Annotated in this window: 17 protein-coding genes and 1 pseudogene; 9 read left to right on the top strand and 9 right to left on the bottom strand. The window is 68.0% G+C overall.

What is annotated here, in order from left to right; all coding sequences use genetic code 11:
* Positions 1 to 359 precede the first annotated feature (359 nt).
* Positions 360 to 1,568, top strand: coding sequence for an ABC transporter substrate-binding protein (locus JI746_RS07495; RefSeq protein WP_330892959.1), 1,209 nt, complete (start codon positions 360 to 362; stop codon positions 1,566 to 1,568).
* Between the two features lie 58 nt (positions 1,569 to 1,626).
* On the opposite strand, the gene JI746_RS07490 is transcribed toward JI746_RS07495, so the two are convergent.
* On the bottom strand, positions 1,627 to 2,985 hold the full coding sequence (locus JI746_RS07490; RefSeq protein ID WP_201688169.1) for an adenylate/guanylate cyclase domain-containing protein: 1,359 nt from the start codon (positions 2,983 to 2,985) through the stop codon (positions 1,627 to 1,629).
* A gap of 751 nt (positions 2,986 to 3,736) precedes the next feature.
* On the opposite strand from JI746_RS07490, the gene JI746_RS27610 reads away from it, so the two are divergent.
* A complete protein-coding gene (locus tag JI746_RS27610; protein ID WP_330892963.1) occupies positions 3,737 to 3,943 on the top strand; it encodes a hypothetical protein in 207 nt (68 codons plus the stop codon).
* A 641-nt stretch (positions 3,944 to 4,584) separates the two neighbouring features.
* Entirely contained in the window at positions 4,585 to 5,040 is a 456-nt protein-coding gene (locus tag JI746_RS07480; RefSeq protein ID WP_201688168.1) for a universal stress protein, read from the top strand.
* A 119-nt stretch (positions 5,041 to 5,159) separates the two neighbouring features.
* Here JI746_RS07480 and JI746_RS07475 read toward each other — a convergent pair whose 3' ends face one another.
* Entirely contained in the window at positions 5,160 to 5,717 is a 558-nt protein-coding gene (locus JI746_RS07475; RefSeq protein WP_201688167.1) for a Spy/CpxP family protein refolding chaperone, read from the bottom strand.
* 193 nt (positions 5,718 to 5,910) lie between these two features.
* Between JI746_RS07475 and JI746_RS07470 the strand changes: the two genes are divergently transcribed.
* Positions 5,911 to 6,636 (top strand): response regulator, encoded by a 726-nt coding sequence (locus JI746_RS07470; protein WP_201688166.1) that lies wholly within the window; start codon positions 5,911 to 5,913, stop codon positions 6,634 to 6,636.
* Positions 6,633 to 8,036: an ATP-binding protein gene (locus JI746_RS07465; protein WP_330892958.1), complete on the top strand. Its 1,404-nt coding sequence runs from the start codon at positions 6,633 to 6,635 to the stop codon at positions 8,034 to 8,036. The genes JI746_RS07470 and JI746_RS07465 overlap by 4 nt, the downstream gene beginning before the upstream one ends.
* A 25-nt stretch (positions 8,037 to 8,061) precedes the next feature.
* On the opposite strand, the gene JI746_RS07460 is transcribed toward JI746_RS07465, so the two are convergent.
* Genes JI746_RS07460 through JI746_RS07450 form a run of 3 tightly spaced genes read right to left on the bottom strand, consistent with a single transcriptional unit; the run spans position 8,062 to position 12,617 of the window.
* The gene (locus tag JI746_RS07460) at positions 8,062 to 8,271 is read right to left on the bottom strand and encodes a YgaP family membrane protein (protein ID WP_201688165.1); all 210 of its coding nucleotides are present in this window, start codon (positions 8,269 to 8,271) and stop codon (positions 8,062 to 8,064) included.
* Positions 8,268 to 11,507 (bottom strand): efflux RND transporter permease subunit, encoded by a 3,240-nt coding sequence (locus tag JI746_RS07455; RefSeq protein ID WP_201688164.1) that lies wholly within the window; start codon positions 11,505 to 11,507, stop codon positions 8,268 to 8,270. Before JI746_RS07455 ends, JI746_RS07460 begins: the two co-directional genes overlap by 4 nt.
* A 15-nt stretch (positions 11,508 to 11,522) precedes the next feature.
* Entirely contained in the window at positions 11,523 to 12,617 is a 1,095-nt protein-coding gene (locus JI746_RS07450) for an efflux RND transporter periplasmic adaptor subunit (protein WP_201688163.1), read from the bottom strand.
* A 136-nt stretch (positions 12,618 to 12,753) separates the two neighbouring features.
* Here JI746_RS07450 and JI746_RS07445 point away from each other — a divergent pair, with 136 nt between their 5' ends.
* A complete protein-coding gene (locus JI746_RS07445; RefSeq protein ID WP_201688162.1) occupies positions 12,754 to 13,125 on the top strand; it encodes an ArsR/SmtB family transcription factor in 372 nt (123 codons plus the stop codon).
* Positions 13,100 to 13,231 (top strand): annotated as a pseudogene (locus JI746_RS27605) (glycosyltransferase family 2 protein); the annotation flags it as partial. The gene JI746_RS07445 and the pseudogene JI746_RS27605, both read left to right, overlap by 26 nt.
* Here JI746_RS27605 and JI746_RS07440 read toward each other — a convergent pair.
* The 3 genes from JI746_RS07440 to JI746_RS07430 are packed head-to-tail and all read right to left on the bottom strand — an operon-like array spanning position 13,224 to position 17,095.
* On the bottom strand, positions 13,224 to 14,318 hold the full coding sequence (locus tag JI746_RS07440) for a CaiB/BaiF CoA transferase family protein (RefSeq protein ID WP_201688161.1): 1,095 nt from the start codon (positions 14,316 to 14,318) through the stop codon (positions 13,224 to 13,226). The pseudogene JI746_RS27605 and the gene JI746_RS07440 sit on opposite strands and share 8 nt — an antisense overlap.
* 12 nt (positions 14,319 to 14,330) lie before the next feature.
* A complete protein-coding gene (locus JI746_RS07435; protein WP_201688160.1) occupies positions 14,331 to 15,314 on the bottom strand; it encodes a Bug family tripartite tricarboxylate transporter substrate binding protein in 984 nt (327 codons plus the stop codon).
* Between the two features lie 29 nt (positions 15,315 to 15,343).
* A complete protein-coding gene (locus tag JI746_RS07430; protein ID WP_201688159.1) occupies positions 15,344 to 17,095 on the bottom strand; it encodes an acyl-CoA dehydrogenase family protein in 1,752 nt (583 codons plus the stop codon).
* Positions 17,096 to 17,188: 93 nt separating this feature from the next.
* Between JI746_RS07430 and JI746_RS07425 the strand changes: the two genes are divergently transcribed.
* Entirely contained in the window at positions 17,189 to 18,070 is an 882-nt protein-coding gene (locus JI746_RS07425) for a LysR family transcriptional regulator (protein WP_201688158.1), read from the top strand.
* Positions 18,071 to 18,111: 41 nt separating this feature from the next.
* Here the strand turns inward: JI746_RS07425 and JI746_RS07420 are convergent, their stop codons facing one another.
* Positions 18,112 to 20,055 carry a delta-60 repeat domain-containing protein gene (locus JI746_RS07420; protein ID WP_201688157.1) on the bottom strand — a complete coding sequence of 648 codons (1,944 nt, stop codon included), beginning with the start codon at positions 20,053 to 20,055 and terminating at the stop codon, positions 18,112 to 18,114.
* Between the two features lie 731 nt (positions 20,056 to 20,786).
* Here JI746_RS07420 and JI746_RS07415 point away from each other — a divergent pair.
* Positions 20,787 to 22,361 carry an ABC transporter substrate-binding protein gene (locus JI746_RS07415; protein WP_236599628.1) on the top strand — a complete coding sequence of 525 codons (1,575 nt, stop codon included), beginning with the start codon at positions 20,787 to 20,789 and terminating at the stop codon, positions 22,359 to 22,361.
* Positions 22,362 to 22,363 lie beyond the last annotated feature (2 nt).

Below are 22,363 nucleotides of genomic sequence, written 5' to 3'. Positions count from 1 at the left end.
GCCAAGCGCAAGGCCGGGTTGATCAATCCTCAACTCTCAACTGCAGAAACAGCCCATTAGGAAACAAACCAGGGGGTCAGTTTTGGATGTCGCCAGGGGGTCAGATTCTGATGTCGCTTGACACCGCGCGACCTCTCCTCGCTTCTGTCATCTGCGCGCCCGCCTTCGCGGGTTCTTGGCATCACTGTCGGACGAGCGGCGAGCCTCCGGGCGGTTTCTGCTTGTATTGCGCATTGCGCCTGCCCATGATCCGGCACCCTTGTGCTGCCCGGCGCGCTGGCGGCAAGCGCCCGCGATAAGGAGTAGACAGGGTGGCGCGGCCAAACCTGGCTTGAACCTTCTTTCTGAAAGGAACTGCCGTGTCGATCCAGAGGCGGAATCTCATGGCCGCGGGCGCTGCGCTGGGCCTGTTGCCTATAGCGAAGGCGCAGAGGCACTACGACGTGGGCGTCAGCGATACCGAGATCAAGATTGGACAAACCATGCCGTACAGCGGGCCCGCCTCCGCGTTGGGAACGATAGGGCGCGCGGAGGCCGTCTACTTCAAGATCATCAACGATCAGGGTGGCATCCACGGCCGCAAGATCCTTTTCATCAGCCTGGACGACGGCTACAACCCGGCCAAGACGGTGGAGATGACCCGCCGCTTGGTCGAACTGGACCAGGTGCTGTTCCTGGTAGGCGCCGTGGGCACGCCTTCCAACAGTGCGATCCACAGGTACGTGAACCAGAAGAAGGTACCCCACCTCTTCCTTGCCAGCGGAGCCTCCAAGTGGAACGACCCGAAAAATTTCCCTTGGACGATGGGGTACAGCCCAAGCTACCGCCTCGAAGCAGGCATCTACGCCAAGCACATTCTCGCTACGCGGCCTAATGCAAGGATCGCCGTGCTGTACCAGAACGATGACTACGGCAAGGATTACCTCCAGGGATTTGCCGACACCCTCGGCTCTCATGCGAAGAGACTGATCGTCGCGCAGGCAAGCTACGAGGTGACGGACCCGACAGTGGACTCGCAGATCGTGACGCTGCAGTCCTCCGGCGCCGACACCTTCTTCAATGTGACGACGCCCAAGTTCGGCACGCTGGCGATTCGCAAGGCCTTCGACACCGGCTGGAAGCCCACGCACTACCTGAATTCGGTGGCCTCCAGCATCGGATCCGTGCTCAAGCCGGCAGGGCTCGAGAAGGCGATCGGGTTGATTTGCGCGACTTACGGGAAGGACCCGAGCAGTCCGATATGGGCCAACGATACGGACACCAAGGAATTCGTCGCCTTGATGAGGAAGCACCTGCCGGATTTAGATCCCAACGACGGGCTCGCGGTCTATGGCTGGTCGGTGGCCCAGTTGACAGTGCACCTGCTCAAGCAATGTGGCGATGACCTTACGCGCGACAACGTCATGAGGCAGGCCACCAATCTAAGGAAAGTGCAACTCCCGATGATGACACCCGGAATCACGGTGAGCACGAGCCCGACTGACTACGCCCTGTTCGACACCATGGACCTGCGGCGCTTTGACGGCAAGAACTGGGCTGAGTTCGGAGGCCTGTACTCGGCGAAATGAAGCGCGGGAGACGAAATGGCCCGCGCCGCCTCCATCGGCACCTCCACCTGCGCGCGGGTCAAGTGTCGCGGGCCCTGAGCACCCCGAACAACTGCCACGGCTCTGACAGTCCTTTCAACGTGTGGGGTCCTCGATCACGGAAGCAAATCGCCGATCCGGCCACGAGGTCCCTGACGGTTCGCGAAACCAGGATCTCCCCTGGCTGAGCGGCTGCGACGATGCGCGCTCCCAGGTGGACGGCCACGCCACTGATTCGATGACCGCGGGACTCGATTTCTCCGGTGTGGATGCCGGCACGGATCTGCAGGTGCAGGGACCGCAAGTGATCCTGGATCGACAACGCACACTGGATGGCCCGTGCGGGCGCAGTAAACAGCGCGAACATGCCGTCGCCGGCATTGTCCACGACCCGCCCCCCGTGAGTAACGATCTCGGCGCGTACTTCTTCGTCGTGATGCTCCAGCAGGTTGGTCCAGCCGGTGTCACCCATCGCCACCGCGGTGCTGGTGGAGCCCACGATGTCCGTGAAGAGGAGGGTCGCGATGGGCCGATCCGGCTCACGTTCGGGACCGCGGCCTGTGATGAACGCTTCCAACGCGTCCAAGTAAGCGTCCGTGTTTTCCGTGAACAGCAGGTGGTCCGTACCCGGCAACTCGACGAACCGAGCCCCAGGGATATGGCTGGCCAGATATCGCCCGTGCCCGATCGGTATGCTGCGGTCGCCAGTCTTGTGCAGCACCAACGTTGGGACGGCTATGCACGGAAGCAACGTACGAATATCGGCGTCGCACATCCAACGGTAGGCGTCCGCCGCGACTTCAGGAGGCGCGGCAAGCCGCTGGGCGCGCGCAAGCATGTGGCGTAGCTCCGCGTCCCCGCCCACGCTTGGCATGAGCCACTCAAATCCGAACGGCGCCGCATTGGAACCCCAGTGTTGACGCACCAGGCCGAGCCGGGATTCCAGATCTGGCTCGCAAAGCCCGGGCTCATATCCGGGGGAGGACCTCAAGCAAGCGGAGGTGGCGTAAAGCACGAGGGACTGCACACGTTCGGGGAAAGTGGCCGCTACAAATGCGGCGACGAGCCCGCCGTCCGCGCTCCCGAACAGGACCGCTTTGGGCACCTCGGTCGCGTCCATGACCGCAATGAGCTCTTCCGCTCGTTCCTGGAGAGAGAGCGTGGTGCCAGGCGGCAATCGATCCGAGAGCCCGATCCCGCGCCTGTCGTATCGAATGACGCGAACGAATCTGCCGATGCGCCGCCCCATCCTGGCCGCGGCAGGGAGTGCCCAGGACGCCTCGAGGTGAAAGAGGTTGCTCGGCGCGATGACCAAGACTTCTGCACCGTGGCCGTAAGATTGGTAGGCGACGTTTTGTCCGCCACAACGTGTGTACCGGGTTTCAGGGGCGGCCTGCATGGCCGGTTGATAGTAGCGAGCGTGGGCAGCGCTGTACAGGCGCACCGTCGACCGGCACGCAGCGGCGTCACACTTCGGCAGTTCAGTCCCTGCGCGGCGGGCGGAAAGCCTGCGAACTCGGCCTCCTTTCTCCCGTGGGTAAAAGACCAGGACACCTACTGCTGCGACAGCGGGGGACCGAGCACCGACCACCGCCAGACCTCGTCGCGATGATGCGTAAACATTGATCCGGCGTACGCGGACCCGCCGCTAGGCTTGCGCCACAGACGTCTGGTTGCGATGGAGACCTGGGTATACCCCAGCGGAGCTGTCTGTCGGCCTAAGACTTCTCCGCTGTTCAACGGACTCGTCACAAGCAACCCGCCGTGTAGGCGACCGAGTCCAACTTCAACGGCACAACGCATCGCGCAAGGGACATGCCCTTCTCCGGCATGTCCCCTATCTCAATCGGGCACTCCCCTTTCCCCGAAACCGCGAGTTCTCCGCCGGTCATTTCCACGTAGAGGTTGAATCTGTTGGGGCTCTCCGTCGCGCCGAAGCACGCACAAGGTGGGCCGACATTCACAGCCTGCGCGTTGCTGACGCGACGGTCGGCCGTCCGTCTCTCGACGCTCCACATGTCGAAGCGGTCCTCCAGCAGGGATGGCGAACTGCGCGGCGCGAACCCCGCTCGAGAAGTCGCTCGGCGCAGTAGCGAAGAGCGGCGCCTCCGCGCTCATGGGCGGTACCGTTATGCCGGCCGGCCGGGCAGATCGCAAGCGGCGCAAACCTCGCCGCGTTCACCACCGGCCGAGGCTCCTGCTTCGCCTCGAGCCCGCGCCTCCATCAAGCTGGCCACAAACTCCCGCATGTATGCGGCGACATGGACATCAACTGCGGTGACATCATGGATGCCGGAGTGGCGGTGCAGGAGAAAGGGAGCGAGATCTTCGCGCGCATGCTGGGCCGTCGCCTCTAGCGACCCGACGCGAAGCGAGCAGCTCGGTGTGAGCAACGAGGAACCCGTCCTCTGGATGATCGGTGCCCAGATGCACCACCCATTGGGGGCAGTGCGCGAACCTCGGTGTCCCTGCCTGAGCGGTTAGACCTGCGAACCCGCGTCGACTTCTCCGAGCTGCGGGATGTAGCACTGCATAAGCAGGTTCGCCCCCTCTCCTTTGGGCCGCCGAGCGCTGCCCTACCACATCACCGGTTTGGTCTACCCACAGCTCCAGTGGAAAGACCTGTGGACGACCTCGCGAGGAGAGCAACGGCGTGAGCGCTGGCGCGGGTTCCATCGCGTGCCCCGTTCGTAGGCAGACGCAAAAAAATGTTGCTCCGCGCCTCTTGCGTCTTGGCTCCCGACGTGCACGTGGGCTGCTGATGGCCGAAAGCAGCGGTCGAAGCTCACGTCGCTAAGCGGGGATAGCGCCCCGCGAACTTGAACGGAGCACCTGGCGGCTCCATGCCGCCGCGTCCGCACGCATCCGGGCGAGTTCCGGCGGCTTCAACCTGCGCGACAGGAGTTCGCATTCCTGCCACGCGTCCGATCTGCGGATGCTCGACGCTGGCGATGGTTCCCCGGGCCTCGGGGACGGCTTCGCATCCAAGGAGGTTCTCATGTACAAGCGCATCCTCGTCCCCGTCGACGGCAGCGACACGTCGAACCGTGCCCTGGTCGCCGCGCTGCAGATGGCGCGCGACAGCGGCGGCCGCATGCGGCTGCTGCACGTGATCGATGAACTCGCCTACGTGACCGGGTTCGAATACAGCGACCAGGTCCTGGAAGCCGCCCGCCTGGGCGGCGCCAAGGTGCTGGAAGATGCGCTGGCGATCGCCGACGCCAGTGGCGTGCCAGCGGACACCCGGCTGCTTTCAGTGGCCCAGCGACTGGGCGACACTGTCGCAGACGAGGCGCGCAAGTGGGAAGCCGATCTTGTCGTGGTTGGCACCCACGGGCGGCGCGGCTTCAGCCGCGCGTTCCTGGGCAGCGGGGCGGAGCAGGTGCTGCGCCTGACGCCGGTGCCGGTGCCGGTGCTGGCGCTGCGCTCGCCCGAGCCGGAGGCCGCCAGCTGAGGGCCACCTTGCCCGGGGCGAGCAAGGACCACCGGTCGCGCCGGCGGATCGTTCGCCGCCGGCCTCCTCGCGTCGGTGGCTTTGATCACCGGCCACTCCAGGCTTTCCACAGCGATTCGTCAACGACGTGCCCCGCCCCACGCACCGCGGCCGCCATCCACCAGCGCGCGCTGCTCCGGCGTCAGCACCGCGACCAGCTCGCTCATCGCCTTGCGCTGCGCCTCCCAGGCCGACTGCCGCAGGGCGGTCATTTCACCGAAACGCTCCGCCATGTCGGGCACCTCGCCAGGCTTGGCGTCCTGCCACTGCGCATGGAACTTCTCGCGCGCGGCCTGCATCGCATTCGCCTGCTGCGTGATCGCACCTTCGTAGGCCTTCCAGGCACTCTCCTGCGTTGGGGTGATCTTCAGGCGCGCCTTCAGCGCCGCCAGATGTGCCGCGGTGATCGCGGTCATGTCGGCGCCAGGTCCGCCCATCATGGCGCCGCCGCCCATGGGCCCCCACCCCGGCCCCATCCCCATCCCCATGCCGTGCCCCATCCCCATGCCGTGCCCCATCCCCATGCCGTGCCCCATGCCCATGACCGGGCCGAAGCCCGGGTGCGCGAAAGCCGTGCCCGCGAGCGCCAGGACCGCCGTCGCTGCGATGGCGGCCATCCTCTTGGTGCTGCTCTTCATGTTCGACTCCTCTGCGTGGTGGCGATGCGGCGCCACCCGCCGGACGGCAGGACCTCCCTGCCACGCCTTCATTGAAGCTCGCCCGCGAAGGCGATGGGTTTCACTGCCCGGGCTTCTTGTCGCACAGTGCGACAGCGCGGATGTTTGACATCCTGGGTTACGTGGAAGGCGGCCCACCGCATCTAATGGACGCATGGACCGCACTGACCACATCCTGATCGTGGACGACGACGCCGAGATCCGCACGCTGCTGCAGCGCTACCTGGAGAAGAACGGCTTGCGCGCCACCGCCGTGGCGGAGGGGCGCGCCATGCGGCAGGCGCTCGACCGCGGCGCCTTCGACCTGGTGGTGCTGGACGTGATGCTGCCGGGCGACGACGGCCTCACCTTGTGCCGCGAGCTGCGCGCGCATTCCGACATCCCCGTGATCATGCTCACGGCACGCGGCGAGGAGATGGACCGCGTCCTCGGACTCGAAATGGGTGCGGACGACTACGTCGCCAAGCCGTTCAGTGCGCGGGAGCTGCTGGCGCGCATCAAGGTCGTCCTGCGCCGCTCCCGCAGCCTGCCGCACAACCTGCAGCCGGAGGAAGAGCGCAGCGTGCGCTTCGGCGGCTGGACACTCGACACCGTGCAGCGCCACCTGGTGTCCCCGGGCGGCATCGTCACCCCCATGGGCGGCGCCGAATACCGGCTGCTGCGGATCTTCGTGGCGCATCCGAACCGCGTCCTCACCCGCGACCAGCTCGTGGAGCTGACCCAGGGGCGCGAGGCCGACGCGCTGGATCGCAGCATCGACGTGCAGGTCAGCCGCTTGCGCCGCCGACTCGGCGAAGGCCCGGGGGAAGCCGCCATGATCCGCACCGTGCGCGGCGAAGGCTACGTGCTGAGCGTGCCGGTGCGCAAGGACGCTCCGTGATCCGCGGCCTCGCGCGCTGGCTGCCGCAGTCCCTGTTCGGGCGGCTGGTGCTGGTGCTGGCCGGCGGCCTGCTCGTGGCGCAGTTGCTCAGCGCCGGGATCAACCTCGTCGAGCGCGATCGCCTGCTGGACACCGCCAGCGGCATGCAGCAGGCCCAGCGGATCGCCGACGCGGTGCGCCTGCTCGATTCGGTCGGCACCGCCGAACGCGCGCGGATCGCGGCGGTGCTGAACGTGCCGCCGCTGGTCCTGTCCCTGCATCCATCGGCGTCCGAGGCGGGCCCGGGCGGCACACCGCACGCCCTCATGTTCGCCGCCTTGCTGCGGGCCTCCGTCGGGGCCGGCCGCGAGGTGCGCGTCACGGCCACCGGGGTCCCGCCTGGCGGCTCCCCGGGCCCCGGCCCGGGCATGCGGCACAGGATGGGCGGCGGGCCCGGGATGGCGGGTCCGGGCGGATTTGCCTCCGGGCCCGTGGTGCGCACGGAGGTGCAGTTGCGCGACGGCACCTGGGCGCGCTTCGACGCGCAGCCCCGGCCCGGCGTCACCCCGCTGCCCTGGCGGCTCGCCCTGGTCCTGGCGATCCTGCTGGCCGCCGTCCTCGTGCTCTCGTACTTCGCGGTGCGCTGGGTGACGCGTCCGCTGCACGTGCTGGCGGAAGCAGCCGACGCGCTCGGGCGCGACATCCACCGGCCGCCGCTGCCGGTGGACGGGCCCACCGAGATCCGGCGGGCGGCGCAGGCCTTCAACGGCATGCAGCAGCGCCTGGTGCGCTTCATCGAGGACCGCACCCGGATCTTCACGGCGATGTCGCACGACCTCAAGACCCCGATCACGCGCATGCGGCTGCGGGCGGACCTGCTCGAGGACGAGCCGCTGCGCCAGCGCTTCGAGGCGGACCTGAAGGAGATGGAGACGATGGTCACGCAGACGCTGGAGTTCATGCGCGGGCTGGGCACCGGCGAGGTGCGGCAGGCCGTGGACGTGAACGCGCTGCTGGACAGCCTGCAGTCCGACAACGAGGCCATGGGACGCGAAGTGCGGATCGAGGGCGAGGCCGCGGCGCCCTATCCGGCGCGCGTCTCGCTGCTGCGGCGCTGCCTCGCCAACCTGGTCGACAACGCGGTCCTGTATGGCGAGCGCGCGGTGGTGCGGGTCGAGGACTCCTCCGCTTCGCTGGTCCTGCGGGTGCAGGACGACGGGCCCGGCATTCCCGAAGCCGAACGCGAGAAGGTATTCGAACCCTTCTACCGCCTGGAGCCGTCGCGCAGCCGCGCGACGGGCGGCACCGGGCTCGGCCTCGCCGTCGCGCGCAACGTTGCACGCATGCACGGCGGCGAGCTCACCTTGCACAACCGGCCGGAGCGCGGACTCGAGGCCGTGCTGGTCCTGCCGCGCGACTGAGTGCTGCGGCGCCGCGCGTCGGGGGTCAGCAGCCCTTCTGCACGCCCAGCTTGCGCAGGATGATCTCCAGCGGGCACCAGCGCGTCAACGCGCTCTGCAGCAGGTTGGCGCCGACGAACGCCGTGAAGGCGAGCCACCACGGACTCACGAACAGCGGGCTGCCCGGCACGCCGAAGGCGAGCGACACGAGGATGAAGATGCCTGCGAACAGGCGCACGATTTGCCACGAGGTCATGCGGAAACTCCTTGGTCGGCAACGATGAATGCGGGTTCCGCCGCGGGGTAGCGGCGGTGGGTCACGAAGAACAGCAGCGGGATCACGACCAGGGTGAGCAGCGTGCTGGCGAAGATGCCGAAGACGAGGGAGATCGCCAGCCCGTTGAAGATCGGGTCGTCCAGGATGAAGAAGGCGCCCAGCATGGCGGCCAGGCCGGTCAGGAGGATGGGCTGGGCTCGCGTCGCGGCAGAGCGCACCACGGCCTGGGGCAGCGGTACGCCGCGCGCAAGCTGCAGTTCGATGAAGTCCACCAGCAGGATCGAGTTGCGCACGATGATCCCGGCCAGCGCGATCATCCCGATCATGCTGGTGGCGGTGAACTGCGCGCCAAGCAGCGCGTGCCCCGGCAGCACCCCGACGATCGTCAGCGGGATCGGCACCATGATGATCAGCGGCGTCAGGTAGGAGCCGAAGTGCGCCACGACCAGCAGGTAGATCAGCACCAGGCCGACTGCATAGGCGGCCCCCATGTCGCGGAACGTTTCGTACGTGACCTGCCATTCGCCGTCCCACTTGAGCGTGTACTCGCGGTAGGGATCGGAGGGCTGGCGGATGAAGGATTCGGCCAGCGTGGCGCCAGTGGGGGTGCGGATCGCGCGCAGGGCCTCGCCCATGCGGAACATGCCGTACAGCGGGCTGTCCACCGCGCCTGCCATGTCGCCGGTGACGTAGTTCACCGGCAGCAGGTCCTTGTGGTGCACGGGCTGCTCGCGCAGCGTGTCGCTCACCGTCACCAGTTCGCGGATCGGCACCAGCTGGCCGCGCGCGCCGCGGACAGAGAGCTGCAGCAGCGTGTCCAGATCGCCCTGCGCTTCGGCTGGAAGCTGGAGCACGGCGGCCGCGGGATACTTGCTGGCGTCGTGCAGCCAGGCCACTGCCTCGCCCGCAAGGCCGGCGCGCAGCGTGCTCACGATCGCCTGCTGTGGCACGCCCTGGAGGGCTGCCTTGCGGCGATCGACGAGGAGCAGCTTGCGCGGTGCCGCCGCGATGCTGCTGTCGTCCACGTCGACCACGCCGGGCGCGCCGGCGAACACGGCGCGCACGGCTTCGGCAACCTGCTGGCGCCCCGCCGCGTCAGGCCCGTAGATCTCGGCGACGATGGGAGCGAGCACGGGCGGCCCCGGCGGGACCTCCACCACCTTGACGTTCGCGCCGTGGCGAAGCCCGATGGCCTGCAGCGGCGGCCGCAACCGCGTCGCGAACGCATGGCTCTGTTCCCGGCGCTGCGTCTTGCCGGCGAGGTTCACCTGCAGGTCGCCCACCTCGCCACCGGTGCGCAGGTCGTACTGGCGCACCAGGCCGTTGAAGTTGATCGGCGCGGCCGTGCCGGCATAGGCCTGGTAGTTCACCACCTCCGGCTGGCGTGCCAGGAAGTCGCCCAGTTCGCGCAGCACGGCCGCCGTCTTTTCCACCGGCGTGCCTGCCGGCATGTCCACCACCACCTGGAGTTCCGACTTGTTGTCGAAGGGCAGCATCTTCAGCACGACGAGGCCGACAGCCGGCAAGGCCAGCGAGAGCCCGATCAGCGCGGCGACGGCGGCGGCCAGGAGCGTGCGGTTGCGGCCACCGCTGCGGTCGTCCAGCAGGGGCCGGAACAGGCGCTCGAACAGCGGCCCCAGCCTGGCGCCCAGGCCCTTGGGCGCAGCCGGCTGCAGGTGCTGCGTGTCCCGCATCCAGAGGCGGGCCAGCCACGGCGTGACGACGAAGGCGATGGCCAACGACAGCAGCATGCCCATGCTGGCATTGATGGGGATCGGGCTCATGTAGGGGCCCATCAGCCCGCTCACGAAGGCCATCGGCAGCAGGGCGGCGATGACCGTGAGCGTCGCCAGGATCGTGGGTCCTCCCACCTCGTCGACGGCGCCCGGGATCAGCTCCAGCAGGGTCTTGTGCGGCTCCAGGGCCTGGTGGCGATGGATGTTTTCCACCACCACGATGGCGTCATCGACCAGGATGCCGATGGAGAAGATCAGCGCGAACAGCGACACCCGGTTGAGGGTGAACCCCCAGGCCCAGGAGGCGAACAGCGTCGCCGTGAGCGTCAGCACCACGACGCTCCCCACGATGGCGGCCTCGCGCCGCCCGAGGGCGACGAACACGAGCGCCACCACGCAAGCCGTCGCGAACAGCAGCTTCTGGATCAGCTTGTGCGCCTTGTCGTTCGCCGTCGCGCCGTAGTTGCGCGTTTCGGCCAGCTCCACGCCTTGCGGGATCACGGTGTTGCGCAGCTCGCCGATGCGCCGCAGGACCGCCGCGGCCACGTCGATCGCGTTTTCCCCCGGCTTCTTCGTGATCGACAGCGTCACCGCCGGGAACTCGCCGCCGCCGGGGCCCACGATGCCGTGCCACACGTAGCGCCGGGCCGGCAGCGCGCCATCGCGCACGGTCGCGAGTTCCTGCAGGAACACCGGGCGGCCGTCGCGCACCGCCACGATCAGTTCGCCGACATCGCGCGCGTCGCGCAGGAACGGGCCGGCCTCCAGCGCCACCGAGCGGTTGCCGCCCAGGAGTTCGCCCACCGGTGAGCCGAGGTTGGCGGACTGCAGCGCCTGCCGCAGTTCGGCCACCGTGACGCCCGCGCCGGCCATGCGCGCCGGGTCGAGCTCCACCACGATGCCGCGGCCCGGGCCGCCGATCGTGACGACCTCGCGCGTGCCGGGCACGCGCTTGAGGTCCGCCTCCACGCTGTGGGCGACCTGCTCGAGCTCGTAGGCGCCCATGCGCTCGTCGCGCGCGTACAGCGTCACGGCCAGCACGGGCACATCGTCGATTCCCTTCGGCTTGACGATAGGCTCGCCCACGCCGAGCCCGCGCGGCAGCCAGTCGGCATGCGTCGCGAGGGCATCGTACAGGCGCACGAGCGCCTCGGTGCGCGGCACGCCCACCTTGAACTGCACCGTCAGCACGGCAAGCCCCGGCCGGGACAGCGACGTCACGTGCTCGATCCCCGCGATCTGCGCCAGCACCTGTTCGGCCGGGGTGGCGACCATCTGTTCCACGTCGCGCACGGAAGCGCCCGGGAAGGGCACCAGCACGTTGGCCATCGTGACGTTGATCTGCGGCTCCTCCTCGCGTGGCGTGACCAGCACGGCGAAGACGCCGAGCAGCAAGGCGACGAGCGCGAGCAGCGGCGTGATCTGCGCCGACTGGAAGTAACCGGCGATGCGGCCGGAGATGCCGGTACGCAGGCTCATCGTGCGTGCCTTCGTTCAGCGCACGCGCGCGGCGACCTGCGGGTCCAGCGCGACCCGCTCGCCGGCATCGAGCCCGCTGAGGATCTCGATGCGGTCGGCGTCGGCGCGGCCGAGCCGCACCTGCCGCAGCAGCGGCCTGTCGTCCGGACCGACGACATACACGGCATCCAGCTGGGCGCGCCGCAGCACGGCGCCCTGCGGCACGTAGACGCGGCTCCCGGCAGCTCCGCCCGGCAGCGGCAGCCAGGCGCGCGCGAACATGCCCGGCGTGACGCCGGGAGCGACGGCCGGAAGATCGAGCCGGAGTTCGAGGGTGTGCGTCGCGGGGTCCACCGTGGGCAGGAGCTGCCAGCGTGCAGGCGCGATCCGCTGCCCCAGCCCGGGGATCTCCGCCTGCGGGCGCATGTCGGTCGCAAGTTGCAGCGCCACCGTCTGCGGTACCGCTGCCCTCACCCGCAGCGCGCCCGGGTCGTAGACGGTCAGCAGCGGGCGTCCCGGCAGCGCCATGTCGCCGAGAACCACGGCCACGTCAGCGACGATCCCGCCGTACGGAGCCCGGACCACGTAGAAGCTGGACTGGGTGCGGGCCGCGCCCGCCATCGCCACTTGTGCGGCGGTGCCCGCCTGCGCCGCCCGGTACTGCGCTTCGGCGCGGTCGAGGGCGGCGCGGCTGATGTAGTTCTTCGCAAAGAGTTGCTGCTGCCGCTCGAAGTCACGCGTGGCGGCTTCCCGCTCCGCGCTGGCCGCGCCCACCTGCGCCGCGCTGGCGGCGGCAGCCTGTTCGGCGGCGCGGGAATCCAGGCGCAGCAGCACCTGGCCGCTGCGCACCCGGTCGCCCGCGCGGACCTCCAGGGCGACCACGGCACCGGAGACCTGGGCAGCGATCGCCGTCTGCCGGACGGCCTCGACCACGCCATCGAAGGCAACGCTCTGCCTGCCGCCACCTCCACTCGCCGCGACGGTGCGCAGTTCGTGGCTCCCCGCCCGGTCGGCGACCGGGACCTGCGCCGCAGCCACGCACTGGAGCAGGGCCAGCAGCATGGCGAGCACCGCGCTGGCCACCCAGGCCGCGGTGGCGCGGGCGCGGCGGTTCACGGCAGATCGTTCCATGGCCCTCCCCCTTCGTTTCTTTGGTCGTTGATGCATTATTTAGCCACACAGCTAACATTGCAAGTAGCCAAATCATTTTCAAAGGCGGCCGCGGTGGGGCATGATGCGTCCAGGCCTCACCAGCACCCGTTCACGCATGAAGAACCTGCCTCCCGAAGCACTCCAGAAGGTTGCCGAATACTTCCGCGCCCTCTCGGAGCCGACCCGGCTCCAGATCCTGAACCTGCTGCGCAGCGGGGAACGCAACGTCGGCGAACTGGCCGAGGCCACGGGCTACACCGCGGCCAATGTGTCGCGGCACCTGGCCGTGCTCACGCAGCAGGGGCTGGTGCGCCGGGACGCCCGCGGAACGGCGGCCTACTACAGCATGGCGGACGAATCCGTGTATGCGCTGTGCGACCTGGTTTGCGGCAGCATCGCCCGGAACCACGAACGCACGGCGGAACACGGCCGGCTGTTCGCCGGCGTTGCGCCGCAGCGGACTGCCCGCTCCCGCAAGCTCGCCTGAGAAGGTGCTTTCGACCGTGCGGGAGGCGCGCCACCATTGGAACCCGGTGTGGGTCGTGGTCGACGGCAGCACGGACGGCACCGCCGGGCAACTGCACCTCAGGGCGGCGGCAGCCGGTACGTGGCTGGTGTGCGTCCAAGCTTGATCGGCGAGGCGATGCCGCGATAGTTGTCCAGGCTCACCGTCATGCCGCGGTGAGCGGTATGTGGATGTGCGATCGCCTGCTCCACCGACAAGATGGGGGCGCACGGCACTCCGGCCGCCGAGAGCGTCTCCACGAAAGCTTCGCCGTCCACCGAGGCGAGCCGTTCCACCAGCTCGCTTCGCAGTGCATCGCGGTTCACGGATCGCGCGCCTGCCGATTCGAACTCGGGCTGCGTTGCGAGTTCCGGTGCCCGCAGCAGTTCGCAAAGCCTGCCGAACTGCCCGTTGTTGCCCACGGCCAGGAAGATCGGGATCGTCCGCGTCGGGAATGCGTCATACGGGTAGATGTTCGGATGCGCGTTGCCCGTACGGGTGGGAGCCTTTCCGCCGCCGAACAGGTTGGCCGCATGGGGGTGCAGCAACGACAGGCCGCAATCGAACAGCGCCGCCTCCACGAACTGTCCGCGCCCGCTGCGCGCCCGTTCCTGCAATGCGAGCAGGATACCGATCGTTGCGTTCAGGCCCGTGACCATGTCCACCACTGGCAGGCCGACGCGCAGCGGCTCGCCCCCCGTCTCGCCGTTCACGCTCATGAGGCCGCACAGTGCCTGCAGCGCCGCGTCGTAACCCGGCAGCCCCCCCAGCGGACCGTCGGCCCCGTAGCCGCTCACACGGCAATGCACCAGGCGCGGGAACCGCGCGGCGAGCGCCTCGTAGCCGATCCCCCAGCGCTCCATGGTGCCCGTCTTGAAGTTCTCGATCAGCACGTCGGCGCCTGCCAGCAGTCCCAGCAGCTGCTCGCGGCCGGCCTCGCCGGCGAGGTCCAGCCGCAGCCCGCGCTTGTTGCGGTTCAGCCCCATGTAGTAGGAAGCGACGCCATGCTCGAACGGCGGCCCCCACGTGCGCGTTTCGTCACCCTGCGGAGGCTCGATCTTCAGCACCTCGGCGCCGTGGTCGCCGAGGATCTGGCCGCAGTACGGCCCGCCGAGGACGCGCGAGAGATCGACGACGCGCAGCCCGTGCAAGGCGCCGTGAATGGAAGGGTTCATGGTGTGTCCCGATCAATCGGCGCGGGCACCGGAGATCCGCACCACTTCGCGCCACTTCTTCACCTCGGACTGGATGAAGGCGCCCAGTTGCTCCGGCTTCTGCTCATTGGAGATCGCCAGCCCCTGGGCCTCCAGGCGCTGCCGCACCTCGGGCTGCTGCAGGATGCCCACGAACGCGGTGTTCAGCTTCTGCACGACGTCGCGTGGCATGCCGGCCGGGCCGACGATCCCGAAGAAGACGCTCACGTCGTAATCCGGCACGCCCTGTTCCATCACGGTGGGGACGTCCGGCAAGCTGCGCGAGCGCGCGGCAGTCGTGACACCCAGCACCCGTAGCTTGCCGGCCTTGATGTGCGGCAGTGCGGTGAGCACGTCGGTGAAGGCCATGGACACCTGGCCCCCCAGCAGGTCGTTGAGCGCCGGGCCAGTCCCTTTATAGGGAACATGCTGGAAGTCGGTGCCGGCACGCTGGTTGAACTGCACGCCCGCGAGGTGCGACGAAGCCCCGCTCCCGGAAGACGCGAAGCTCAGCTTCCTGGGGTGGGCCTTGCCGTACGCGATGAGTTCCTGCACGTTCCTGACCGGCAACGACGGGTGGACGACCAGCACGTTGGGAAGATAGCCCAGGTAGATGATCGGCGTGAAGCTGCTCACGGGGTCGTAGCCGATCTTCTGGTACAGGCTCACGTTGATCGCGAGCGGCGCCGAAGTGCCGAACATGATGGTGTGCCCATCGGGCTCTGCGCGGGCGACATACTCGGCACCGATGTTGGCGCCGGCGCCGGCCTTGTTCTCGACCAGCACGGGTTCCTTGTCACCCAGCTTCGGCTTGAGCGCTGTCGCGAGCGTACGCGCCATGGCGTCCGTGGGGCCACCGGGCGCATAGGGCACCACCAGGATCACGGGCTTGCTCGGGAAGGTGGTCTGCGCATGGGCAAGGCCCAGCGTGGCAGCACCGGTGTAGATGGCGAAAGCTCGCCTAGAGATCGGATGCATGTCTTGTCTCCTTGGATGCTCTGCGGGAATCAGTCGGCGAAGATATTCACGACGCCGACATCCCCGCGCGGCGGCGCTTGCTCGAACAGCGGCGAGAGGTTCGTCGCGGCCTCACCCTGCAAGGGATCAGCCGGCAGCAGTTGGTGTCGCACTGCCAGTTGGGCGAGCAGCATGCGGCGCATGGATCCGGTCTGGCTGGCTTCCCATCCCATCGCGATGGCGGCGGTGAGCCGGTAGAGCGCCGTCGCCGCCTGCCGGGCGAGCGCCTCCTGCCCCTTCTCCGCCGCCTTTTCGGCGAGCGATTCCACGCGTTCGATGAGCGCATCCACGTGCGCCCGCGGCTGTGCGTGCCACGACGACTTCGCCAGCAGCGCCTGCACATGGGCGCGCCACACCGGCAGGGACGCTTCGCGGCGGATCGCGCGGATGACGTCCAGCGCGACGATGTTGCTGGTGCCTTCCCAGATCGAACCGAGATGCGCATCGCGCACGAAGCGCGGATCGCCCCACTCCTCGATGTAGCCGCAGCCGCCCCGCACCTCCATGGCATCGCCGGTGGCCGCCCGCGCATCGCGGCAGGCCCGGAACTTGATGAGGGGCGTGAGCAGGCGCGTCAGGGCATAGGCACCCTCCTCGCCCGCATCGGAACGGCGCAGCGCCTCGGCGGTCTGGAACATCATCGTGCGCGACTGTTCGGCGGGCAGCATGATCTTGGCGAGCTGCCGCTGCATCAGCGGCATGTCGATCAGGCGCTGGCCGAAGGCGCGGCGGTTCCGGCCGATGTACAGCGCCTCTGCGATGGCGCGCCGCATCATGCCCGCCGAGCGCATGCCGTTGGACAGGCGCGAGTTGTTCACCATGTCCGCCATCTGCGCGAAGCCGCGCCCCAGCTCGCCGACCAGCCAGGCCTTGGCCCCCTCGAAGCGGATCTCCCCGCTGGCCATGGAGCGCGATCCCATCTTGTCCTTCAGGCGGACGATCCGGTAGGCATTGCGGGTGCCGTCGGGGAGCACCTTGGGCACGAGGAACAGCGAGACGCCCTTCATGCCTTCCGGCGCGCCCTGGGTGCGCGCGAGGATCATGCCCAGCCCGGCGTCGGGGTTCGAGCAGAACCACTTCTCGCCGTGCAGCCGCCATGCGCGGCCCGGCTCCTGCTCGTCAGGGATGGCCATCGTGGCGGTCGCCGCGACGTCGGAGCCGGCACCCTGCTCGGTCATGAACATCGAGCCCTGGGTGAGCGCGTCGAGGTCCTGCGTCGTGAGGTCGGCCAGATAGCGCCGGACCAGTTCCGGGTCGCCGTACTTGCGCAGCGTTCGCGTCAGCGAGTCGGTCATCGACAAGGGGCAGCACAGGCCGAACTCGGCTTGCACCAGCAGGTACGTCAAGGCATATTTCGCCGCCGCCGGCATGGGTGCAGGCCAGCCGAGCACGCCGGCGCGGTGCGACATCGCGGCCAGGCCGTAGTCGCTGAACGCCACCTTCTCCAGTGCGACGTACGACGGATGCTTGAGGACGCGCTGGTCGTCCAGTCCGGCACGCGATCGATGCTGCAGCGTCGGCGGGTTCTGGTCGGCTTCGTACGCCAGGCGGTCCAGCTCGCCGCCGGCGCGCTCCCCCAGTCGGCACAGGTGCGGCTGCAAGTGCGCGAGCAGATCCGCGGGCAGGTACAGCGGCAGCAGGGACTGGCCTTCCTCATCGTCCAGCCAGGCGTTGGTGCCGGTGCGATCCGGGATCGGGTGCTGCTGCGGCTCGGTGGCGAAAGTCGGCAAGCGTGCGTTCATCAAGGGTCTCCTCGCAGGGTGCTGGATTGCATTCTTCGGATCCGGCGAGACAATGTCCAATATTGAATTCGGCTGGATCGATCCAAACCTTGTATGGCCTTCGAGCTGCGCCACCTTCGCTATTTCCTCGTGCTGGCGGATGAACTGCATTTCGGGAGGGCGGCCAAGCGCCTGCACATGTCCCAGCCGCCCCTGAGCTTCAACATCAAGCAGCTGGAGGGCGCGCTGGGACTGAAGCTGCTGGAGAGGAACAGCCGCGGCGTGAAGCTCACGCCGGCCGGTGAGTCATTCCGGCGGTCCGCGCAGCAGGTTCTCGCCGAAGTCGACACGGCTGCCCGGCGCGCCCGGGACGTGGCAGCCGGCGTCACGGTTCGTGTCCGGATCGGATTCGTCGGTTCGATGCTCTTCCGGCGGCTGCCCGAGCAGCTGGGCCGCTTCAATGCCTCGCATCCGCAGGTGCAGACGGAGCTGGTGGAGCTCAATTCGGCGGAGCAGCTGGAAGCCCTCGCCCGGGCCCAGATCGATCTCGGTTTCGTGCATACGCCGCGCGTGCCGGCGGACCTGAACAAGGCGCTCTACATGACCGAGCCCTTCGTGCTCTGCACGCCGACGCGGGCAGGGGCGGCACGGCGCGCGCCACGGCTGGAGCACTTCTCGCGTGAGCCACTGGTGCTGTTTTCGCGCGGCGCTTCGCCGGACTACTACGAGCGCGTGCTTTCGCTCTGCGCTCAACTAGGCCTGGACCCGCCGGTGCGCCACGAGGTGCGGCACTGGCTCAGCGTGGTGGCACTCGTCTCGAAAGGGATGGGATACGCGCTCGTTCCGAAGGCACTGACAGAGAGCGGACTTTCGGGAGTTCGCTTCACGGCCATTCCCGAAACGCCGATCCGCTCCGACGTCTACATGGTCTGGAACGAACGCAAGATGCCGCCAGTGCTCGGGGAGCTGGTCGCAATGCTTCACAGCTCCCGATAGCGGGCCCGCCGAAACGGTGCCCGCCACGCCACAACGCCGCCCTACTGCACGCTGCCCGTCACCGATGCATTGGCCTTGATCGTGAACGTGCAGCTCTTCGCCTTGTTGCCGCCGCTCGAGCAGCTGCCGGACCAGACCACGTCGCGCTTGCTGCTTGTGCTCAGCGTGATCACGGTGTTCGCCGCAAAACTGGCGGCGCTGAGCGTCCCGACCTTCGCATTGATTCCCGCCGGGCTCGATACCACGCTCTCCCCACTGCGGCCCGTGGCCTTCACCGTCAGCGTCACGCCGGCGGGCGGCGGCGGCGGCGGCGCAGTCGTCGTCGTCGCCGCCGTCGTGATGGTCAACAACCCGGCCCCGCTCACCCCGTTGTAGCTCCCGGTCACCGTCGCGGTGGTATTGGCGCCCACGGGCGTGGTCGACACGCTGAAGGTCGCCGTCGTGGCACCTTGCGGCACCGTCACGCTGGCGGGTACGCTGATCGCCAGGGAGTTGTTCAGAAGGCTCACGAGGGCCCCACCCACCGGCGCTGCCGCGGTCAGCGTCACGATCCCGGTCGCCGACGAGCCACCCACCACGCTGGCCGCATTGAACAGGACCGACGAGAGCACCGCGGATGAATTCATGGCGCCGGCGTCGTAGCGGGTCAGCGCGAGGACTCCCAGGGAACGGCTGGAATCGAATGCAGAGCCTGCGGCCAGGATCCTGCCGTCACCCTGTACCGCGAGCGCATACGCCTGGCTCTGGGACCCCAGGACGTTGGTGATCACCTTGCCTCCGTTCCCGAAGCCCAGGTCGACCGCGCCATTGCCGTTGAAGCGTGCGAGCGAGAAGACGTCGAAGCCGGTCGACCCATCGACGCCCCAACTCACCGCGAGGATCTTCCCATCGGGCTGGAGAGCGGCTGCCAGGCGCCTTTGACGACTGAACGAAAAGGACAGGGTTGTCTTGCCGCCAGCGCCGAAGCTGGTATCCAGGCTGCCATCGGTGTTGTAACGGACCAGCCCGAAGACGTCGCTCCCGAATCCGGAAGGAAGCACCAGGCCCGCGATCACGAGCTTGCCGTCGCCCTGCAGGAGGAGCGACCAGCCAACGTCGTTCGCGCCGAAGAAGTCGGTCGTCACCTTGCCGCCGGTCCCGAAGCCCGCATCCAGGCTGCCATCGGCGTTGTAGCGCGCCATCGCAAATTGAACGTTGGGGCCGCCGGGGTCGGCCCAGCCGCTCGCCACGATCTTGCCGTCCGCCTGCACCACAACCCCGGTAGCGCCGTTATCGAAGCCGAAGAAGCTCGTGGTCACCTTGCCGCCTGTGCCGAAGCTGGCGTCGAGGCTGCCGTCGGCGCTGTACCGCGCCAGCGCGAAGCGCCTGAAGATCCCGTCGTGGGTGCGCCCCGCGACGACGATCCGGCCGTCGGCCTGGATCGCTACCGCGGCGGCCATGTTTTCCGTGCCGAAGAAATCGGTGCTCACGACGCCGGCGGTGCCGAAGCCGCTGTCCAGGCTGCCGTCGGGGTTGTAGCGAACCAGCGTGAAACGGGTGTTCGCGTTCGCTGCGTTCACTTCGGCCGAGCCCGCTGCAACGATCTTGCCGTCAGGCTGCACGACGACGGCGTACGCGTAGTCCTGGCCGCCGCCGATGTCCTTGGTCACCTTGCCACTGCCGCCGAAGCTGGTGTCCAGGCTGCCATTGGTGTTGTAGCGGGCGAGCACGAAGTCGCTGCCACTGCTGGCGCCGTTCTGTGGAGCGCGGAAAGCGCTGCCCGCCGCGACGATCTTGCCGTTGGACTGCACCGTAACCGCATACACGGTCGCGCCGTCGCTGGCTTGCGCGAAGATCGGCGTCGTCACCTTGCCAACGCTGCCGAATGTGGGATCCAGGTCGCCGGGCGCAGCCCACGCACTGCTTGCACAAGCGAGAAAGAGGGCGCCAGTGCCCAGGAACGCCATGGCAGCTGCTCGGGAGGCGGTGAGGATGGCGAGCGCCATGACCTTCACCCAATATGCAACACCGGTGTTTGATAGCTGAGGGGATCTCATCGTGTGGCTCCAAGGTTTCTGTAAAGGTCGCGCTACGGGGGCAATCTCCACGTGGTTTTGCGTGGTGCTGATTGCTCGCATGAGGGCTTCGGAGAAATCCTATGTCTCGCACAACATGCGAGACAGGCCCGATGGTGCTGAAGCCCTGCCCCACTCGGTTGGACTTGTGCGATCAATGCGCTCCGAGCGTTACAGAACGTGGAAAGTCGCTTGCGATTGCTTCGTGAGCGCAGCGTGGCGGGCTCGGGTCGAATGCGTTTTTCGTACCGGCTTGGCGGACTGACCTGGTTCGACGCCTTGGTCCTCGCCTCGCCGAGCCACTCGGTGGAGAAGAACGCTGCCATGCGCGCGCTTGGCGTCACGCTCGTTGAGTTCTTCGAAAGGCCAGCGACGACGAGGTCGCGGAAGCGATGCGCGTGCTCTTCGCCGATACGCACAACGTCGCTGAAGGTGCGGGCGCTGCCGCACTCGCTGCCGCACTCGCTGCAGCCATGCAGCAACGCGAGCGCCTGTCCGCCAGTTCCGTGGGCGTGGCTGAGCCTCACATCCAGCCGCCAGCCGGGTTATCACGGGTGCTGCGGCCCATGGCGCCGCCTGTATGCTGTGCCAGCGCAAGAATGCACGCGGGCGCGCGTAGTGCCGGGTCCCGCCTCCCTCCAATATTTCCGGAGCCACTGCCAATGCGAGGAAAACTGTTTGCCTGCGCGGTCACCGCCGCCGCGGCCGGGCTGGTAGGCAACGCCACGGCGCGTGACCTGGTCGTCGCCATCAAGACCGAGCCATCGTCGATGGACCCGCAATACCACGCGCTCACGCCCAACATCCAGCTGTCGCAGACGCTGTTCGACCCGCTGGTCTGTGCCGACGCCGAGATGCTGCCCAAGCCATGCCTTGCCGAGTCGTGGACCGCGCAGGGCAACACCTGGACCTTCAAGCTGCGGCCTAACGTGAAGTTCTCCGACGGCTCGCCCTTCACCGCGGCCGACGTGCTGTTCACCTTCGACCGCGTGCCCAAGGTTCCCAACAGCCCGTCCTCGTACAAGATCTACCTCCAGCAGATCACCAAGGTCGAAGCGGTGGACCCGCTCACGGTGCGCATCACCACCGAAAAGCCATATCCGCTGCTGCCGACCAACATGGCCTCCCTGCCCATCATGTCGGCCAAGGCCGCGTCGGGCACCGCGCCGGAGGGCAAGACCACCACCGAGCTGAACGCCGGCAACGGCCTGGTGGGTGCCGGCCCCTACCGGTTCGTGTCCTGGAAGCGCGGCTCCGAGATCGTGTTCGAGCGCAACCCGTACTACTGGGGCCCCAAGCCGGCCTGGGACAGGGTCATCTACCGTCCGATCAGCAACCCGGCGGCGCGCGTGGCGGCGCTGCTGGCCGGTGACGTCGACCTGGTGGAAGACCCGCCGACGGACGACCTGGAACGCCTCAAGAAGGACCCCAAGCTGAACGTGGTGGCCAAGGCATCCAACCGCATCATCTACGTCGCGCTGGACCAGAACGGCGAGCAGACGCCGGGCATCCAGGGCACCAACGGCAAGAACCCCCTCCTGGACAAGCGGGTGCGTGAAGCCATGTCGCTCGCCATCGACCGCGAAGCGCTGGTAGATCGCGTCATGGGCGGCATCGCCACGCCAGCCGCGCAACTGCTGCCGCTGCCGATGCTGGGTGCCAGCAAGAAGCTGGCAACGGCCGCCAAGGCCGACCCCGAGAAAGCCAAGGCATTGCTCAAGGCGGCGGGCTATCCCGACGGCTTCACCCTGGTGCTGGGTTCGCCCAACGGCCGCTACATCAACGACAGCAAGGTGGCGCAGACGCTGGCCGCGATGTGGACGCGCATCGGCATCAAGACCACGGTGGATGCCACCGCGCCGCCGGTGTTCTTCAAGAAGCGCGACAGCTACGCCTTCAGCGCCTACATGGCCGGCTGGGGCACCGCGACCGGAGAGATGTCCAACACCCTCAACTCCCTGCTGGTGACCCCCAACAAGGAAAAGGGGGTGGGCACCACCAACCGCAGCCGCTACTCCAACAAGGCCATGGACAAGCTGGTGGAAGATTCGGCCGACCTGATGGACCCGGCCCAGCGCAGCGACATGCTGGCCAAGGCGAGCGAGATGGCCATGGCCGATTTCGCGATGCTCCCGATCCACTTCGAGCACTCGGTCTGGGCCATGAAGAAGGGCATCGAGTTCGCCGGCCGCGCCGACCAGCAAACCATGGTGCAGTACGTGACGCTCGGCAAGTGAGC

Source organism: Ramlibacter alkalitolerans (assembly GCF_016722765.1).
GTDB lineage: Bacteria > Pseudomonadota > Gammaproteobacteria > Burkholderiales > Burkholderiaceae_C > Ramlibacter > Ramlibacter alkalitolerans.
Note: the sequence above shows the minus strand (reverse complement) of the source record. Positions and strands in the feature narration are given on the sequence as shown.

Bases quoted from the DNA above. Each gene is read 5' to 3' on its own strand.
- JI746_RS07460 (WP_201688165.1), bottom strand. From the start codon at position 8,271: ATGACCTCGTGGCAAATCGTGCGCCTGTTCGCAGGCATCTTCATCCTC.
- JI746_RS07425 (WP_201688158.1), top strand. From the start codon at position 17,189: ATGGCCTTCGAGCTGCGCCACCTTCGCTATTTCCTCGTGCTGGCGGAT.
- JI746_RS07415 (WP_236599628.1), top strand. From the start codon at position 20,787: ATGCGAGGAAAACTGTTTGCCTGCGCGGTCACCGCCGCCGCGGCCGGG.
- JI746_RS07490 (WP_201688169.1), bottom strand. From the start codon at position 2,985: ATGCAGGCCGCCCCTGAAACCCGGTACACACGTTGTGGCGGACAAAAC.
- JI746_RS07475 (WP_201688167.1), bottom strand. From the start codon at position 5,717: ATGAAGAGCAGCACCAAGAGGATGGCCGCCATCGCAGCGACGGCGGTC.
- JI746_RS07480 (WP_201688168.1), top strand. From the start codon at position 4,585: ATGTACAAGCGCATCCTCGTCCCCGTCGACGGCAGCGACACGTCGAAC.
- JI746_RS07440 (WP_201688161.1), bottom strand. From the start codon at position 14,318: ATGAACCCTTCCATTCACGGCGCCTTGCACGGGCTGCGCGTCGTCGAT.
- JI746_RS07445 (WP_201688162.1), top strand. From the start codon at position 12,754: ATGAAGAACCTGCCTCCCGAAGCACTCCAGAAGGTTGCCGAATACTTC.
- JI746_RS07435 (WP_201688160.1), bottom strand. From the start codon at position 15,314: ATGCATCCGATCTCTAGGCGAGCTTTCGCCATCTACACCGGTGCTGCC.
- JI746_RS07450 (WP_201688163.1), bottom strand. From the start codon at position 12,617: ATGGAACGATCTGCCGTGAACCGCCGCGCCCGCGCCACCGCGGCCTGG.
- JI746_RS07455 (WP_201688164.1), bottom strand. From the start codon at position 11,507: ATGAGCCTGCGTACCGGCATCTCCGGCCGCATCGCCGGTTACTTCCAG.
- JI746_RS07470 (WP_201688166.1), top strand. From the start codon at position 5,911: ATGGACCGCACTGACCACATCCTGATCGTGGACGACGACGCCGAGATC.
- JI746_RS07430 (WP_201688159.1), bottom strand. From the start codon at position 17,095: ATGAACGCACGCTTGCCGACTTTCGCCACCGAGCCGCAGCAGCACCCG.
- JI746_RS07420 (WP_201688157.1), bottom strand. From the start codon at position 20,055: ATGGCGCTCGCCATCCTCACCGCCTCCCGAGCAGCTGCCATGGCGTTC.